Source organism: Labrys okinawensis, from assembly GCF_002982075.1.
GTDB classification, from domain to species: Bacteria; Pseudomonadota; Alphaproteobacteria; order Rhizobiales; family Labraceae; genus Labrys; species Labrys okinawensis_A.
Window position 1 is genome coordinate 669,955 of the sequence record NZ_PUEJ01000002.1, and the last position, 14,979, is coordinate 684,933.

14 protein-coding genes are annotated in these 14,979 nt (G+C 65.5%); 7 read left to right on the top strand and 7 right to left on the bottom strand.

What is annotated here, in order from left to right:
• Positions 1-7 precede the first annotated feature (7 nt).
• The 4 genes from C5L14_RS06705 to C5L14_RS06720 form a co-directional block, all read right to left on the bottom strand.
• On the bottom strand, positions 8-313 hold the full coding sequence (locus tag C5L14_RS06705; protein WP_105861238.1) for a 4a-hydroxytetrahydrobiopterin dehydratase: 306 nt from the start codon (positions 311-313) through the stop codon (positions 8-10).
• Between the two features lie 68 nt (positions 314-381).
• On the bottom strand, positions 382-939 hold the full coding sequence (thpR, locus tag C5L14_RS06710; protein ID WP_105861239.1) for an RNA 2',3'-cyclic phosphodiesterase: 558 nt from the start codon (positions 937-939) through the stop codon (positions 382-384).
• Between the two features lie 150 nt (positions 940-1,089).
• Positions 1,090-2,136: an aldo/keto reductase gene (locus C5L14_RS06715; RefSeq protein WP_105861240.1), complete on the bottom strand. Its 1,047-nt coding sequence runs from the start codon at positions 2,134-2,136 to the stop codon at positions 1,090-1,092.
• A gap of 76 nt (positions 2,137-2,212) precedes the next feature.
• Positions 2,213-2,986, bottom strand: a complete 774-nt coding sequence (locus C5L14_RS06720) for an AraC family transcriptional regulator (protein ID WP_105861241.1) — start codon at positions 2,984-2,986, stop codon at positions 2,213-2,215.
• An 89-nt stretch (positions 2,987-3,075) separates the two neighbouring features.
• Here C5L14_RS06720 and C5L14_RS06725 point away from each other — a divergent pair, with 89 nt between their 5' ends.
• Positions 3,076-4,008: a DMT family transporter gene (locus C5L14_RS06725; RefSeq protein ID WP_105861242.1), complete on the top strand. Its 933-nt coding sequence runs from the start codon at positions 3,076-3,078 to the stop codon at positions 4,006-4,008.
• A 14-nt stretch (positions 4,009-4,022) separates the two neighbouring features.
• On the opposite strand, the gene C5L14_RS06730 is transcribed toward C5L14_RS06725, so the two are convergent.
• The 3 genes from C5L14_RS06730 to C5L14_RS06740 all read right to left on the bottom strand — a co-directional run bounded on the left by C5L14_RS06730 (position 4,023) and on the right by C5L14_RS06740 (position 6,259).
• Positions 4,023-4,307 carry a type II toxin-antitoxin system RelE/ParE family toxin gene (locus tag C5L14_RS06730; RefSeq protein ID WP_105861243.1) on the bottom strand — a complete coding sequence of 95 codons (285 nt, stop codon included), beginning with the start codon at positions 4,305-4,307 and terminating at the stop codon, positions 4,023-4,025.
• Entirely contained in the window at positions 4,307-4,753 is a 447-nt protein-coding gene (locus tag C5L14_RS06735; RefSeq protein WP_245197321.1) for a hypothetical protein, read from the bottom strand. Before C5L14_RS06735 ends, C5L14_RS06730 begins: the two co-directional genes overlap by 1 nt.
• A 204-nt stretch (positions 4,754-4,957) precedes the next feature.
• Positions 4,958-6,259: a nicotinate phosphoribosyltransferase gene (locus tag C5L14_RS06740; RefSeq protein WP_105861244.1), complete on the bottom strand. Its 1,302-nt coding sequence runs from the start codon at positions 6,257-6,259 to the stop codon at positions 4,958-4,960.
• Between the two features lie 333 nt (positions 6,260-6,592).
• Here C5L14_RS06740 and C5L14_RS06745 point away from each other — a divergent pair, with 333 nt between their 5' ends.
• The 6 genes from C5L14_RS06745 to C5L14_RS06770 all read left to right on the top strand — a co-directional run bounded on the left by C5L14_RS06745 (position 6,593) and on the right by C5L14_RS06770 (position 14,852).
• The gene (locus C5L14_RS06745) at positions 6,593-7,933 is read left to right on the top strand and encodes an aspartate aminotransferase family protein (protein WP_105861245.1); all 1,341 of its coding nucleotides are present in this window, start codon (positions 6,593-6,595) and stop codon (positions 7,931-7,933) included.
• Positions 7,934-8,086: 153 nt separating this feature from the next.
• Positions 8,087-8,998, top strand: coding sequence for a 3-keto-5-aminohexanoate cleavage protein (locus tag C5L14_RS06750; protein WP_105861246.1), 912 nt, complete (start codon positions 8,087-8,089; stop codon positions 8,996-8,998).
• Complete coding sequence (locus tag C5L14_RS06755) at positions 8,998-9,477, top strand: GNAT family N-acetyltransferase (RefSeq protein WP_105861247.1); 480 nt, start codon at positions 8,998-9,000, stop codon at positions 9,475-9,477. The genes C5L14_RS06750 and C5L14_RS06755 overlap by 1 nt, the downstream gene beginning before the upstream one ends.
• Before the next feature lie 257 nt (positions 9,478-9,734).
• Positions 9,735-12,605, top strand: a complete 2,871-nt coding sequence (locus C5L14_RS06760) for a DUF3772 domain-containing protein (protein ID WP_105861248.1) — start codon at positions 9,735-9,737, stop codon at positions 12,603-12,605.
• Positions 12,606-12,619: 14 nt separating this feature from the next.
• Positions 12,620-13,225 carry a CAP domain-containing protein gene (locus C5L14_RS06765; protein WP_105861249.1) on the top strand — a complete coding sequence of 202 codons (606 nt, stop codon included), beginning with the start codon at positions 12,620-12,622 and terminating at the stop codon, positions 13,223-13,225.
• 7 nt (positions 13,226-13,232) lie between these two features.
• Positions 13,233-14,852, top strand: a complete 1,620-nt coding sequence (locus C5L14_RS06770) for an AMP-binding protein (RefSeq protein WP_105861250.1) — start codon at positions 13,233-13,235, stop codon at positions 14,850-14,852.
• The last annotated feature ends 127 nt before the right edge of the window (positions 14,853-14,979 follow it).

The window sequence follows — 14,979 nt, forward strand, 5'->3', positions numbered from 1 at the left end:
GGCGGTACTACACCCCTACCGTCGCGGCGATCTTGTCCATGCTCCTGGCGAGTTTGAGGTCGAGTTCGGTGAGCCCGTCGACGTCGTGGGTGGAGAGGGTGACGTCGACGGTCTTGTAGACATTCGACCATTCGGGATGGTGGTTGAGCTTTTCGGCGGTGAGGGCGGCCCGTGCCATGAAGCCGAAGGCCTCGCTGAAATTGCGGAAGACGAAGACGCGGCGGATCGCATCCCGGCCCGGCGTCGGTGCCCATTTGGAAAGCTCCGCCAAGCCAGAGCGGCGTTCGTCCTCGTTCAGTTTCGCCTGGGGCATGTCGGCCTCCTTCGATGCAATTGAGCCGTGGCGGTGACGATGCCGCTTTGTAGGCAGCAGGGACGACGTCAGCGCATTGCAGGCTCTTCCCGCCGCTGCAGCTCATAGGCCTCTTCGACGATATAGGGACCGCCGCCCACCGAATCGCGCGAGGAGTAGAGCACGAAGCGTTCGGCGGTGAAGCTGAGACGCCCGCCGCCGCGCAGGGCGAGCCAGTCGGCGGTAAGGCGAGCCGTCGCCTCGCTGCGCAGCCGCGCCAGCGTGATATGCGGCGTATATTGCCGGTTCTCGATCGGCACGCCGAGCCGGCGGAGCAGGCGCTCCTGCACGGCCTGCAATTCCATCAGGGCCGGGTTGGGCAGCACCCTGGCATGGACGGATTTCGGCCTGCTGCCACCGAAGGCGTCCAGCCCGTCGACGACGATGTCGACGATGGGGCGGCGAACGCCGTCGAGGGCTTCGGCGACATCACGCGCCAGCCCATCGTCGATGTCGCCGATGAAGGACAGGGTGATGTGATAGTTCTCGACGTCGATCCAGCGGGCACCGGGCAAGCCACCGCGGAGCGTCGACAACTTCATGCCGATGATTGGGGGGACTTCCAGAGCGGTAAACAGACGCGGCATGGCATGAACGCCGTATGGTTATCGTCGGATGGCCAATCCTAGAGAGTTTTGCCGCCGAGGGGAAAGCGCAAAGCGTCGCGGCCTCCCGGCGGCTTGTTTTTTTCTGCGGAAAACGGCCAGGCCAGCGCCGGCTGCCGATCCGCTGCGTCTTCACGGCGCCGGGTTCATGTGCAGCTGGTGAATGGCGTCGATCCGCTCCTCCAGATCGGCCGGAATGGCGACGTCGATCGAGGCGATGGCGGTTTTGAGCTGCGCCATGGTGGTAGCCCCGATGATGGTGGCGGTCGTGAAGGGCCTGGTGTTGGCGAAGGCCAGCGCCATTTGTGCCGGATCGAGGCCCCGTTCGCGGGCGAGGTCGAGATAGGCGTTGAATGCGATGTCGGCGCCGGGCTTCTCGTAACGCTGCAGCCGGTTGAACAGGGCCTTGCGCGACCCGGCCGGCAGGGCGCCGTCGCGGTATTTGCCGGTGAGATAGCCCTGCGCCAGGGCGGAATAGGCCAGCAGGCCGAGCTGCTCGCGCATGGCGACCTCGGCCAGGGCGGTTTCGAAGGTGCGGTTGACCAGCGAATAGGCGTTCTGGATCGACTGCATGCGCGCCAGGCCGCGCGTCTCGCTTTCGGTGAGGAAGCGCATCGCACCCCAGGCGCTTTCGTTGGAGAGCCCGAGCCAGCGGACCTTGCCGGCCTTCACGAAGCCGTCGAGGATATCGAGCTGTTCGCCGATCGAGGTGGTCTCGTCGGCCGGACTGACGCGGAAGGCGGTGGGATTGGAGCCCCAGGGCATCGAGCGCTCGGGCCAGTGGAGCTGGTAGAGGTCGATATAGTCGGTCTGAAGGCGCTTCAGGCTCTTGTCGAGCGCCTCGGTCATCTGGGCGCGATTGAGCCGGGTCGGTTCCCCGGCGTCCCGCAGCCAGACCGAGGTGCCGGCGCCGGCGACCTTGCTGGCGAGAATCACCTTGTCGCGGCTGCCGCGCGCCTTGAACCAGTTGCCGATGATGCGCTCGGTCGAACCCGCGGTCTCCGCGCGCGGCGGCACGGCATACATTTCGGCGGTGTCGAAGAAATTGACGCCCTGCTCGAGGGCATAATCCATCTGGGCGAAGCCATCGGCCTCGCTGTTCTGCTCGCCCCAGGTCATGGTGCCCAGGCAAATCACGGAGACGTCCTGGCCGGTGCGGCCGAGCTTATGAAATTTCATGAAAGCAATCCGGAAAAGGGGGAATGCCTGTTTGAAGCAAGGAAGGCGGGCTTGGCAAGTCCCCGGGAAGACACGCTCAGCGATAGAACTCACTCGGCGGCAGGCCGAAATGCCGCCGAAACATCGCGGTGAAGGCGCTTTGGCTGGCATAGCCGCTGTCATAGGCGACATCGATGATTCGGGCGCCGGCGGCGAGGCGCTCCAGGGCAAAGAGCAGGCAGGCCTGCTGGCGCCATTGGCCGAAGGTGAGCCCCGTCTGGCTGGCGAAAAGCCGGTGAACCGTCTTGGGCGTGATGCCGAGCCGCCGGGCCCAGTCCTGCGCCGTCTCCTCGTTTTCCGGGTGGGCTATCAGGTGCCGGCAGATGGCGCGCAGGCGAAGATCTGTCGGCATCGGCAGATGAAGCGGCAGGACGTCGAGAAGCTTGAGTTCGTCGAGCAGCAGCTGCATCAGCCTTTCGTCGCGGCCGCCGGGGGGATAATCGGGCGGAATGGCGACGGCCGCCACGATCAGTTCGCGCAGCAGCGGGGAGACGGCGATCACGCAATTGCCGGTGGGCAGGGTGGCGGACGCCGTGGGGTCGATGAAGACGGTGCGGATCTTCACGTCGCCGCACATGCGCACTTCGTGCTCCAGCCCGCCCGCCAGCCAAACCGCCCGGTTGGGCGGGACCACCCAGCTGCCGGCCTGGGAACGCACGATCATCACGCCTTGGATGGCATAGAGCAGCTGCGCACGCGGATGGGCATGCCAGCCGGTATCGGAGCCGTCGGGATAGTCGATCTCCATCGCCACGACGGCACGTCCGGTGTCGTGGAAAGCGAGGTGGCGGGTGGTGCGGTCGTCGCTCATGTCTCAAACGCAATAGTCAATGTTAGATTAGCGTGAGACGGACGTGATGGAAACAGGCAGGGTCCGCCCCTCAACGTCACGGGTGTGCAATGCCTTCCAAACCCTTCTCCTCCAAACCCCTAGCCTTGCTCTATCCCTTCCTTGCCATCGTCCTGTGGGCCGGCAACGTCATCGTCTCCAGGCTGTCGGCCCATGCGATCGGGCCGCAGGCCATCACCTTCTATCGCCTGGTGCTTGCCATCGGCCTGATGAGCCTCTTCGTCGGCCTGCCGGCCTGGCGCAACCGGGCCGTGCTGTGGCGCCATCTCGGCGAGTTCGCCGTGCTCGGCTTCCTGGCCATGTGCCTGTTCCAGAGCCTGTCCTATCTCGCCGCCGGCTCGACCACCGCGACCAACATGGCGGTGTTCACCGCGCTGTCGCCCCTGCTGACGGTGGCCTTGAGCGCCGCGATGCTGGGCGAGCGGCCGACCTTCGGCATGGTCGGCGGCGGCATCCTCTCGATCGTCGGCATCGTCTATCTCGTCAGTGCCGGCGATCTCGGCAGCCTCGTCCGGGACGGCGTGCATCCGGGCGATGCCCTGATGCTGCTGGCGGGCCTGGTCTATGCGCTCTATTCGGTGCTGCTGAAGCGCTGGAACCTGCCGGTGTCGGGCTGGCAGTCGACCTATATGCAGGCGCTGTGCTCGCTGGCGGTGATGTTCCCGGCCTTGCTGGCGACGCCGGCGCCGCTCAGGGCTCTCAACCCGGAAACCCTGCCGCTGATCGCCTATGCCGGCTGCGCCGCCTCGGTGGTGCTGCCGGTCCTGTGGATCCGCGGCGTCGAACAGCTCGGCCCCAGCCGCTGCGCCATCTTCCTCAACCTGCTGCCGGTGTTCACAGCGCTCGCCGCCATCGTCATGCTGGGCGAGCCGATCCGCTCCCACCACGTCATCGGCGGCGGGCTGGTGCTGACCGGGGTGATCGCGGCGCAACTGCTGAAGCGGCCGTTGGGGCGGCGGGCTGTCGCCGCGGAGGAGGGGTAGCCGCCCTGGAATCGCTACGATTTGAGCGGCCATTGCTGCCGCGTGTGAAGCACGCGGAGCAGGTCGACATAGTCGCCCCGCAAGCGATAGAGGATCAGGTAGCTTGTACCGCTGACCGTCAGCTCGCGCGTCCCGGCGACGCGCCCGGGCCGCCCCTGCTTCGGCAGGGCGGCGAGACTCTCGGCGCGTTCGCGAAGGCGAGAGACGAGCTTGGCGGCGTCATGTTCGCTATGCGGTTTGTGCCAGGCGTGGATATGTTCGATGTCTGAAAGAGCTGGCGTCGTCCATCGTACCTGCATCAGCTACCCAGCATGCGGGCAAAGCGCCTGGCGACTTCGTCTTCCGGTACGAAGTCGCTGCGATCCGCAGCTTCGATGCCTTCCTGCGCCATGGCGCGGAACCAGGCGTCATAGGCCGCCGCCTCATGCTGCTTGCGCAGGCGTTCGGCGCTGTCGGGGCGCTTGCGTTCGATGGCGTCGGGCTGATGATCGGTACTGTCGACCTCGAAACGCGACAGGCCGAGCTCTTCGCTGACATAGGAAGCGGCCGTGTTGAGATTGCGCCATAACCGTGCCTTGCGCGCGCGCTGTGCCGCCACGGCGCGCTCGGTATCGCCATAGCGCACGAGCACGGCCCAGCCGCCAGGTTGGCCGAGGATAGTCGCGCCGCGCAAGGCCCGTGCTTCCACCAGGCCACGGATCGTTCGGCCGTCGACAATCTCGGGGGCGTTGCGAATTTGCGGCATAGAGTGCCAGTTCATTCAATAATATTACGCAACTTTATCTAATAATCCCTCATCTGTCGAGCAGCGGTGGAGCCCGGCAGCCAAGACCGCCGAGCGGCTTTCAATAAGACTGAACGTCTTGAAGGCGAGATCCCCGCCCACGCCGTGTTCGGCGCGAACGTGCTGAGTCGAAGGCCAGAAGAGCAAGGCAGCCGACCGATTTTCTCATACGCTCACCGCCTGCACCCCGCGCCCTTCCTCGCCGAACACCTTCAGGTAGCGATCGATCGCCTCCTTGCCGCCGGTGGCCTTGGCGAGGTTGTCCGAAAGCTTCACCGCCGGCTTGCCGTTGACCGAGGTGATCTTGCACACCAGCGAGATCGGATCGAGCAGCGGGATCGGATGCGAGCCGCAGCCGCGGAAGTCGTTGGTGAGATTGGTGCCCCAGCCATAGGAGGGGCGCATGCGGCCGTTGAAATTCCGATGGGCGGTCTCGATCGAATCGATGTCGAGGCCGTCGGAGAAGATGATCAGCTTCTTGGCGGGATCGCGGCCTCGCGCCTTGTACCAGGCGATGATCTCTTCGCCGGCCTGCTGGATCGGCTTGGAATCGGGGCGCATGCCGGTCCAGTCGGCCACCCAGTCCGGGGCGCGCGCCAGGAAGGCGGCGGTGCCGAAGGTGTCGGGCAGCACGATCAGCAGATTGCCGTCATAGAAGTCGCGCCACATCTCCAGCACCTTGTAGGGCGACTCGCGCAGGCAACCGTCCTCCTCGCACAGCGCCGCATAGACCATGGGCAGCTCATGGGCATTGGTGCCGATCGATTCCAGATCGTTGTTCATGGCGAGCAGCACGTTGGAGGTGCCGACGAAGGCGTTGCCCAACCCCTCCTTCATCGCCTCCACGCACCAGCTCTGCCATAGGAAGGAATGGCGCCGCCTGGTGCCGAAATCGGAAATCCTCAGGCCGTCCAGCTTCTTCAATCGCTCGATCTTATCCCACAGCTTGGCCTTGGCGCGGGCATAGAGGATGTCGAGCTCGAAGCGGCCCATGGAGCGGGTGGCGGCCCGCGATTTCAGCTCGTTGATGATGGCGAGGGCCGGCACCTCCCACATGGTGGCCTGGCTCCAGGGCGCGTCGAATTCGAGCACATAGTCGCCGTTCTCGATGCGCAGATCATACTCCGGCAGGCTGAAATCGGCGAGCCAGTCGAGGAATTCGGGCCGGAAGATCTGCTGCTTGCCATAGAAGGTATTGCCGCGCAGCCAGATCAGCTCGCGCTTGCCGAAGCGCAGCGTTCGGGCATGGTCGAGCTGGTCGCGCAGTTCCTTCTCGTCGATCACCGCGGCGAGATTGATCGACTTGGTGCGGTTGATCACGGTGAAGGTGGTGCGCACATTCTCATGCCGGGCATGGATGGGCTGCAGCATCAGGAGCTTGTAGAAGTCCGTGTCCAGGAGGCTGCGGACGATCGGATCGAGCTTCCAGGTCCGATCATACACCCTCTTGGCAATATCGATATTCATGTACGCGCCCCAAAGCCGCCAAAGCCGGCGAAAGAGCGGACCATGCGTGGATTGCGGGGTAAGATCAAGATGCTGGGAGCGCGGACATTTTATCCTCCCCTGGAGTGGGAGGGGCGAGGCAGAGCCTCGGGGTGGGGTGATTTCTTTATAAAAATGAAAGTCGCTATCATCACGGTCTGCATATTCTCACCCCACCCCGGCCCTGCGGACCGACCCTCCCCCTCCAGGGGAGGGTAAAGATGTCACGCTTGACGCCCGGCGATCCGACCTCCCATAAATCCTGCCAAACAATGCGCCGGAGCTCGGTGCTCGATACCGGGAATGGAGACGGCAATGGCGGGCGACGTCGCGGAATCGACCTCGGTAGCGGCGGCGGGCTTGCCGAAGATCGCCTGGGGCAAGGGCCTCGTGCTCACCGATGTCGACGGCAAGCACTATCTCGACGGTTCGGGCGGCCCCGCTGTCTATTGTCTCGGCCATGGCAATGAGGAGGTCAACCAGGCGATCAAGGACCAGCTCGACCGCATCGCCCATGGCTATCGCTACAATTTCACCTCCGACCCCCTGGAGGAACTGACTGAGCGCGTCGGCCGGCTCTGCGGTGGTACGCTCAGGCAGATGGTGTTCGTCTCCGGCGGTTCGGAGGCGGTCGAATCAGCCCTGAAGCTCGCCTTGCAATATTTCGCGGCCCGTGGCGAGATGAGCCGGCGGCGCTTCATTTCGCGCGAACGCTCGTGGCACGGCAACACGCTGGGCGCGCTGGCGCTTTCGGGTTTCCGCGAGCGCCGCCTCTCCTTCGAGGGCGCACTCGTCGATGTGCCGCGCCTATCTCCCGCCAACATCTATCGCCCGCCCGCCGGTGTGGCGCCGGAAGATGTCGGGGCGGCCTGCGCCCAAGAACTCGAAGACAAGATCCTGGAACTCGGCCCCGACAAGGTCGCCGCCTTCGTGTTCGAGCCGGTGGTGGGCGCGGCCGGCGGGGTGGTGCCGGCGCCGCCGGGCTATGCCAGGAAGGTGCGCGAGATCTGCGACCGCCATGGCGTTTTGATGATCGCCGACGAGGTGATGTGCGGGGCCGGGCGCTGCGGCACCTGGCGGGCGCTCGAGCATGACGGCGTCTTTCCCGACATCATGACGGTGGCCAAGGGTTTGGGCGGGGGCTATCTGCCGCTGGGGGCGGCCGTCTATTCCGACAGGGTGGCCGAGCCGATCAACGCGGTCGACGGCGGGCCGCAAACCGGACACACCTTCACCGGCCATACCACCGCCTGCGCGGCCGGGGTCGCCGTGCAGCGCATCGTCGAGCGCGAGGGGCTGGTTCAGCGCGTCGCGGTGAAGGGCGAGGAGTTCAAGCGCACTTTGGCCGATGCCCTCCATGGCATTCCCTATGTCGGCGACATCCGGGGGCGCGGCTTCTTCACCGGCATCGAGATCGTTGCCGATCGCGACAGCAAGGAACCTTTCCCGGCCGAGAAGGCGCTGTTCCTCAAGATCCGCGCGCGGGCCTTTGCCAATGGGCTGATCTGCTACCCTTCCGGCGGCAATGTCGACGGCATCAAGGGCGATACCGTGATCCTGGCGCCCCCCTACAACGCCACTGACGGCGAACTGAGCGAGATTGCCGGGCGCTTTGCCGTCTCCCTGCGGCAGGCGCTGGCGGATATCGGAGCGTAGCGGTGCGGTTTCGTCATTGCGGGCGTCGCGCAGCAATTCAGAGATTAGAGAGCGCGATGCTCCGGTCTCCGGGATTGCTGCGCGACGCTCGTAATGACGGATAAGTCGATTTCGATGCATGTTGATACCAAAACACTCACCATAGGAGCCGCCATGGCCAACAAAGTCATCATTTCCTGCGCGATCACCGGCTCGATCCATACGCCCTCCATGTCGCCGCATCTGCCGGTGACGCCGGACGAGATCGCCGCCTCGGCCATCGGGGCGGCGGAAGCCGGGGCGGCCGTTCTGCATCTGCATGCGCGCGATCCCAAGACGGGGGCGCCGACGCCCGACGTGACCGTCTTCGAGCAATTCGTGCCCCGCATCCGCGAGGCCACCAACGCCATTATCAACATCACCACCGGCGGCTCCGCCCGCATGAGCATCGAGGAACGCCTGAAAGGGCCGGCGAGCCTTCAGCCGGAAATGTGCTCGCTCAATCTCGGCACCATGAATTTCGGGCTCTATCCGATGCTGGACCGGCCGCGGGAATGGAAGCACGATTGGGAAGTCCCCTATCTGGAGGCGACGCGCGGCGGCATGTTCAAGAACACGCTGGCCGATATCGAGCACATCCTCACCACCATGGGCCCGCTCGGCACGCGCTTCGAGTTCGAATGCTATGATATCGGCCATCTCTATACGCTCGCCCATTTCCTCGACCGCAAGCTGGTGACGCCGCCGCTCTTCGTGCAGACCGTACTCGGCATTCTCGGCGGCATCGGCGCCAATCCCGACAGCGTGGTCGACATGCGCCGCACGGCCGACAAGTTGTTCGGCAAGGACTATCAGTGGTCGATGCTGGCGGCCGGCCGCAACCAGATGCCGCTCGGGACCATGGCGGCGGTGATGGGCGGCCATGTCCGCGTCGGGCTGGAAGACAATCTGTGGATCGGCAAGGGCGAGCTCTCCACCTCCAATGCCCAGCAGGTCACCAAGATCCGCACCATCCTGGAGGAACTGGGCCTGGCCATCGCCACCCCGGACGAGGCGCGTGCCATCATCGGCGTCCGGCCGCGCTGATGCTGATCCGCTCCGCCGCGCCGGGGGATTGCGATGCCGTCGCGGCGATGGTGGGCGAGCTTGCCGCCTTGTTCGGCGTGACGGCCGGCACGACGGGTGACATCCTGCGCGCCGAGGCCTTCGGGGAGGCGCCGCGCATCGGCATCGTCGTGGCCGAGGCGACCGAAGGCGGCCTGGCCGGCTATCTCGTCCACCAGGACAGCTTCTCGACCTGGCGCGGCGCCAATGGCGTTTTCGTGGTCGATCTTTATGTCGCGCCGCCATGGCGCAATGATCGCATCGGCATCCGCCTGCTGGCGGAGGCGGCCCGCCGCGGGCGTCGGCGCGGCGCCCGCTTCATGCGCCTCGACCTCGATGCCGGGAACGAGGCGGGACTGCGCTTCTACCGGCGGCACGGCTTCCGCACCCTCGACCATGATCGCTTCCTGGTGCTGGACGAGCCGGGTTTCATCGACCTGGCCGAGACGAGCGGAGCGTGAGCAATTCCGGGATTTCCGGTCTGCACGACCAGCCCCCATTTCCTCGAGATTTTCGAGTTGAGGGCCTCGGGGAATGATTTTGGTACCTAAAGAGGGCTATGCGCCATAATGCCGCCCGCAAATTCTTCCATCAGGCCGCAACAGCCTCTAGAGCAGAGCGTAAACAGTGAAACGTTCTTTGCTCCGATCCCTCGTTCGATGCGTGTTTGCGCGTCTTGATCATTCCACCGAAGCGTAAATCGCTCTAGTTTCGCGCCATGTTTCGTTCGCTTTCCCGTTTCCTGCTGCTGTACAGCCTGCTCCTTACGCTTGTAGCCGCCCCGATGGCAGCGAAGGCGCAGGACGCCGAGGCGCTGACCGGTTTCCAGGCGGGGCTGGCCCTCGACAAGAAATCCCTCGACGACATCGCCACCCAGCTCGCGACCATTACCGACAGCGGCGACGAGGCACTGAAGTCCCTGCAGGATCTGCGCGAGACGGTCAGCAAGAGGCGTGTCGATCTCGCCGCGCTGCTCGGCAGCATCATCCCGGCCCGCGACAAGGCCAAGGCGGCGCTCGACGCCTTTCCCCCGCAACCCAAGCCGGTCGACCCGCCTGAGGCCAAGGCCACGACCGATGCCCGCAAGGCCGCTACGGAGCTGCTCGCCAAGCTGAACGACGTGGCCGCCGAAACGCAAAAGCAGATCTCGCGCGCCGACCAGCTCGGCAACACCATCGTCGTGCGCCCCTTCAACAACGCGCTGGCCAAGGAACAAAAGTCCCTCGATGACGTGGAAGCGGCTCTGACCAGCTTCCCCGCCGACCAGGAGAAGGCCTCGAAGACCCTGGATGAGCTGCGTGGTGCGGTCGATACGGCCGTCACCAATCTGTCGGCACTGCAGGCGAAGGTCTCGCCCCTGCTGGATCAGTCCAAGGCGAGACTGGCGCAGCTCGGTGAGCCCGACCCGTCGGAAAGCGCCGATATCGCCGAGACGCGCGCGACACAGAACGATCTGCAACAACAGCTGAAGGATGTGATCAAGCGGGCGGGAGATCAGTCTTCGAGAGCGGCGGGCTTCTCCACCAGCATCATCGAGCTGCAGCGCGAACAACTCACGGGCCGCCTGCTCAAAAGCGGTAGCAGTCCCTTTTCGGCCGAGTTCTGGATTCCGGTCCTGAAAAACCTGCCGAGGGCAGGGGAGCTGGCGAGGAACGCCTTCTCGGATCACAGCAGCTATCTGGTGTCGAAGGTCAATTCCACCAGCATCGCGATCTTCCTGCTGACCATCGCCGCGGGCTATGCCGTCACGCAGTTCCTGCGCCTGCGCATCCTGCGCTGGCGCGCCCGCCTGCCCCGCAGCAAGCGAGCCTCGCGGCGCTATGTCGCCTCGCTCGATGCCGTGCTCGGCATTGTCCACATCATGCTCGGCGTGCCGGTCGGGATCGCCGTGACGGTGCTGGCTTTCGGTTTTTCCGGGCTCCTGCCGGAGAGGGTGCTCGCCGAATACGGCTCGAACCTGATCGTCGCCTCCTCGATCGGCTTCGGCCTGTGGGCCCTGGCGCAGGCGGTGCTGGCCGAGGGCCATGCCGAACTGCGGCTGTTGCCCCTGAGCGACTGGGCCGTCCGCCGCATCGGGCGGCGCATGGGATGGCTCGCGGTGGCGCTGGGCCTGTCCATTCTCCTGAACGGCATCATCGAGCATCTCCACGCCGATCCTTCTCTCAGCGTTGCTCGCGAAACGATTTCGGCCGTCCTCTATCTCGCCATCATCGTCTCCCTGCTCATCCGCATTCGCAACGCACCGCCGACGGTGGTGGACGGGCGTGCGCTGCCGCCTGACGAGGATCTGACGGGGCTCGACATTCTCCGGCCGATGGGCTGGCTCGCCGTGCTGGTGATGGCCGTGTGCCTTGCCATCGGCTACAGCACGCTCGCCGTGGCGGCGGCGATCTTCCCGTTGCTCGTCCTGTGCGTGGTGGCTGCAAGCTATCTGCTCACCACGCTGGTCGATTCGGCCCTGACCGAGCGGCTGATCTCGGATGTCGACCGCCGTCGCGCGGTGGCGAGCACCATCGGCGTCACCTCCAAGCAGGTCACCTTCGGGGCGACACTGCTTTCCGGTGTCCTGCGCTTTCTGATCATCGCCTTCGCGGTCGGCAGCCTCGGCCTGCCCTTCGGCCTTTATTCGACCGATATGGCGCCGGCGATCCAGCGGGCCTATTTCGGCTTCAAGATCGGCGAGCTGACGATCTCGCCCTCGTCGATCATCAGCGGCGTGATACTGTTCATCGTCATCTGGGCGGTGATGCGCCTGATCAGGGGCTGGCTCGGCAATACGCTGTTGCCCCGCACTTCTCTCGATTCGGGTGTTCAGAACTCGATCGCCACCATCGTCGGCTATCTCGGCTTCATCCTCGCCATTTCGGCGGGGCTGTCCGAGATCGGCCTGAGCTGGCAGAATATCGGCATCGTCGCCGGCGGTCTGTCCGTCGGCCTCGGTCTCGGCCTGCAGGGTATCGCCGGCAATTTCGTCTCCGGCCTGATCCTCCTGGCCGAAAGACCGATCCGGGTCGGTGACATCATCGCCGCGGCCGGCGAGGAAGGCTATGTCCGCCGCATCAGCGTGCGCTCGACCACGCTGGAAACCTATGATCGCGCCACGCTGATCATCCCCAACTCGACCCTGATCACCGGCTCGGTGAAGAACTGGGTCTATGGCAATACCTGGAGCCGGCTGCGCATCGCCCTGACCGTGCTCTACGACAGCGACATCGATGCGGTGAAGGCGGCCATGCTGGCCGCGCCGGAAGACGATCCGCGTATCCTGCCGACGCCGAGGCCCCAGGTCTACATGACCTCGATGGATGCGGGGCTCGAATTCGAACTCATCGTGATGGTCGCCAGCATGGAGACGCAGGTCGCGGTGAAGAGCGACCTGCTCGCCCGTATCTTCAAGAATTTCAAGGCCAAGGGCATCCGCCTGCAGGGCCAGGGCGCCGCGGCGCCCCCGCAGCGGGTGATCCTGTTCGAGCCCGAGCTGCAGGCAGCGATGACCGCCAAACTGCAGGGCGACAAGCCCGAGGCGGAGGCTCCTGCCTCGGAGCCGGCCGCCAAGCCTTCAACCCCGCCGGCTGCGGCGGGATCCTGACCGTGGAGAACTCGATGTTGCGCATGAGGGTGGCTGCGGCCGCTTTTCTTGTCTTGGGCGTTACCTTGGGATTGGGCGGCTGCGCCCTCACGCAAAAGCCCGAAACCGTTTCCTATCAACGCCGGCCCGTATCCTTCAATCCGGCACAGGCCCGGGACTGGCTGACCCAATACCGCCAGAGCAAGGGCCTCACCGCGGTGGCGCTCGATTCGCGTCTGACGGCCTTCGCCCAGAACCAGGCCAATGCCATGGCCTCGGCCAACCAGCTTTCCCATTCGGTCGGCGGGAGCTTTTTTTCCCGGGTCAAATCGGCCGGGCTCGACGATTCCAAGATCGGTGAGAACGTCTCCTATGGCACCTACACCGAGCTCGATGCCATGAAGCAGTGGAAGAACTCGCCCGAGCATGACGAGAATCTGCTGATGCCGGGCGCCACCCGCTTCGGCATCGCCATTGCCAGGGCCGGCGAGCGGGTCTATTGGGCCATGGCGGTCGCCGGCGAACCCAGTCGGCCGGAAGAGGCGCAGGCCTTTGGGGCCGGTGCGGTGGTACGCGTGGTACGCCGGCCTACGCGCGTGAAAAGCTCCGGAGGCCTCTTCGGCGGCCTGTTCGGGGGGTGAGTGCGGCATGAACGAGCTGGACAAGCAAGACTACGACATCGCCGCGCGCGATTTTCGCTGGGAGCTGCCGGCTCGCTACAATATCGGCGTGGATGTCTGCGACGTCTGGGCCAGGCGCGATCCGGACCGGCTGGCCATCCTGCGCCGGCTTCCCGGCGGCGGCAGCGAGCGCATCAGCTATGGCGCCCTGCGCGAGGCCTCAGACCGCTTCGCCCTGGCGCTGAAACGTCTGGGTATCCGCAAGGGCGACCGGGTCGCGATCCTGCTGCCGCAGTCGCCGGCAGTGGTGATCGCCCATCTCGCCGTGGCCAAGCTCGGCGCCATCTCCCTGCCGCTTGCCGTATTGTTCGGCCCGGACGCGCTGAGCTTCCGCCTGCGTGATTCCGGCGCCAAGGCCGTGCTGCTCGACGAAAGCGGGCTCGCCAAGCTCGGCGAGATCGAGGCGAGACTGCCGGATCTGGAGACGGTGATCAGCGTCGACGGGGCAGGCGGCGGGGCGCTCGACTTCCATAGTCTGATCGCCGGGGCCACGGGGGACCTTGCACCGGTCGCCTCGACCCCCGACGACCCGGCGATGATGATCTATACCTCCGGCACCACGGGACAACCCAAGGGTGCCGTGCATGGCCATCGCGTGGTACTCGGCCATATTCCGGGCCTGCACTTTGCCCATCCGGGCCTGGGTCAGCCCGACGACGTGATGTGGACGCCGGCCGACTGGGCCTGGGCGGGCGGCCTGCTCAACGTGCTGCTGCCCAGCCTGGCGCTGGGCGTGCCGGTGGTGGCCGGCCTGCATGCCAAGTTCTCGGTGGACGAGGTGCTGGGATTGCTCTGGGACTTCAAGGTCCGCAATGCCTTCCTGCCGCCGACGGCCCTGCGCATGCTGCAGGCGGCGCATCGGCCCGGCCAGGTCTACCGCACCCATCTGCGCTCGATCATGTCGGCCGGCGAGACGCTGGGGCCGGGCACCTATGGCTGGGCCGAAGCCGCTTTTGGCTTTCCGGTCAACGAGCTCTACGGCCAGACCGAATGCAATCTCGTGCTCGGCTCGTGCCACGAGCTCGGCGTGTCCAGGCCCGGCGCCATCGGCAAGCCCGTGCCCGGCCATCGCGTGGCGGTGGTCGACGAAGAGGGCCGGGAGAGCCCGACGGACGAAATCGGCGAGATTGCGGTGCGCGCGCCCGATCCAGTGATGTTCCTGGGCTATTGGGGCAATGCCACCGCCACCGCGGCGAAATATCGTGATGGCTGGCTGATGACCGGCGACAAGGCGCGCCGCGACACCGACGGCTATGTGCATTTCGTCGGCCGCGGGGACGACATCATCACCTCGGCCGGCTATCGCATCGGCCCCGGCGAGATCGAGGACTGCCTGATGCGCCATGCCGCCGTCGCCATGGCGGCCGTCGTCGGCATGCCCGATACCTTGCGGACCGAGATCGTCAAGGCCTTCGTGGTGCTCAAGCCGGGCTTCGCGGCATCGGACGCCATGACCGCCGACCTGCAGCTCTTCGTGCGCGAGCGCCTGTCCGCCCACGAGTATCCGCGGGTGATCGCCTATGTCGACGCCCTGCCGCTGACTTCGTCGGGCAAGATCATCCGCCGGGCCCTGCGCGAGCTCGACTGAGGGTAGCACTTCCGGGGGCATCGGCATCCTGCCCGTTCTTGGAAATACTGCGTTCGCGGGAAGGGACGGGCGGGCGGGACGCCCGTGCACCCGGATACGCCGCTCCAAACAAAACCGGCCGGGGAAA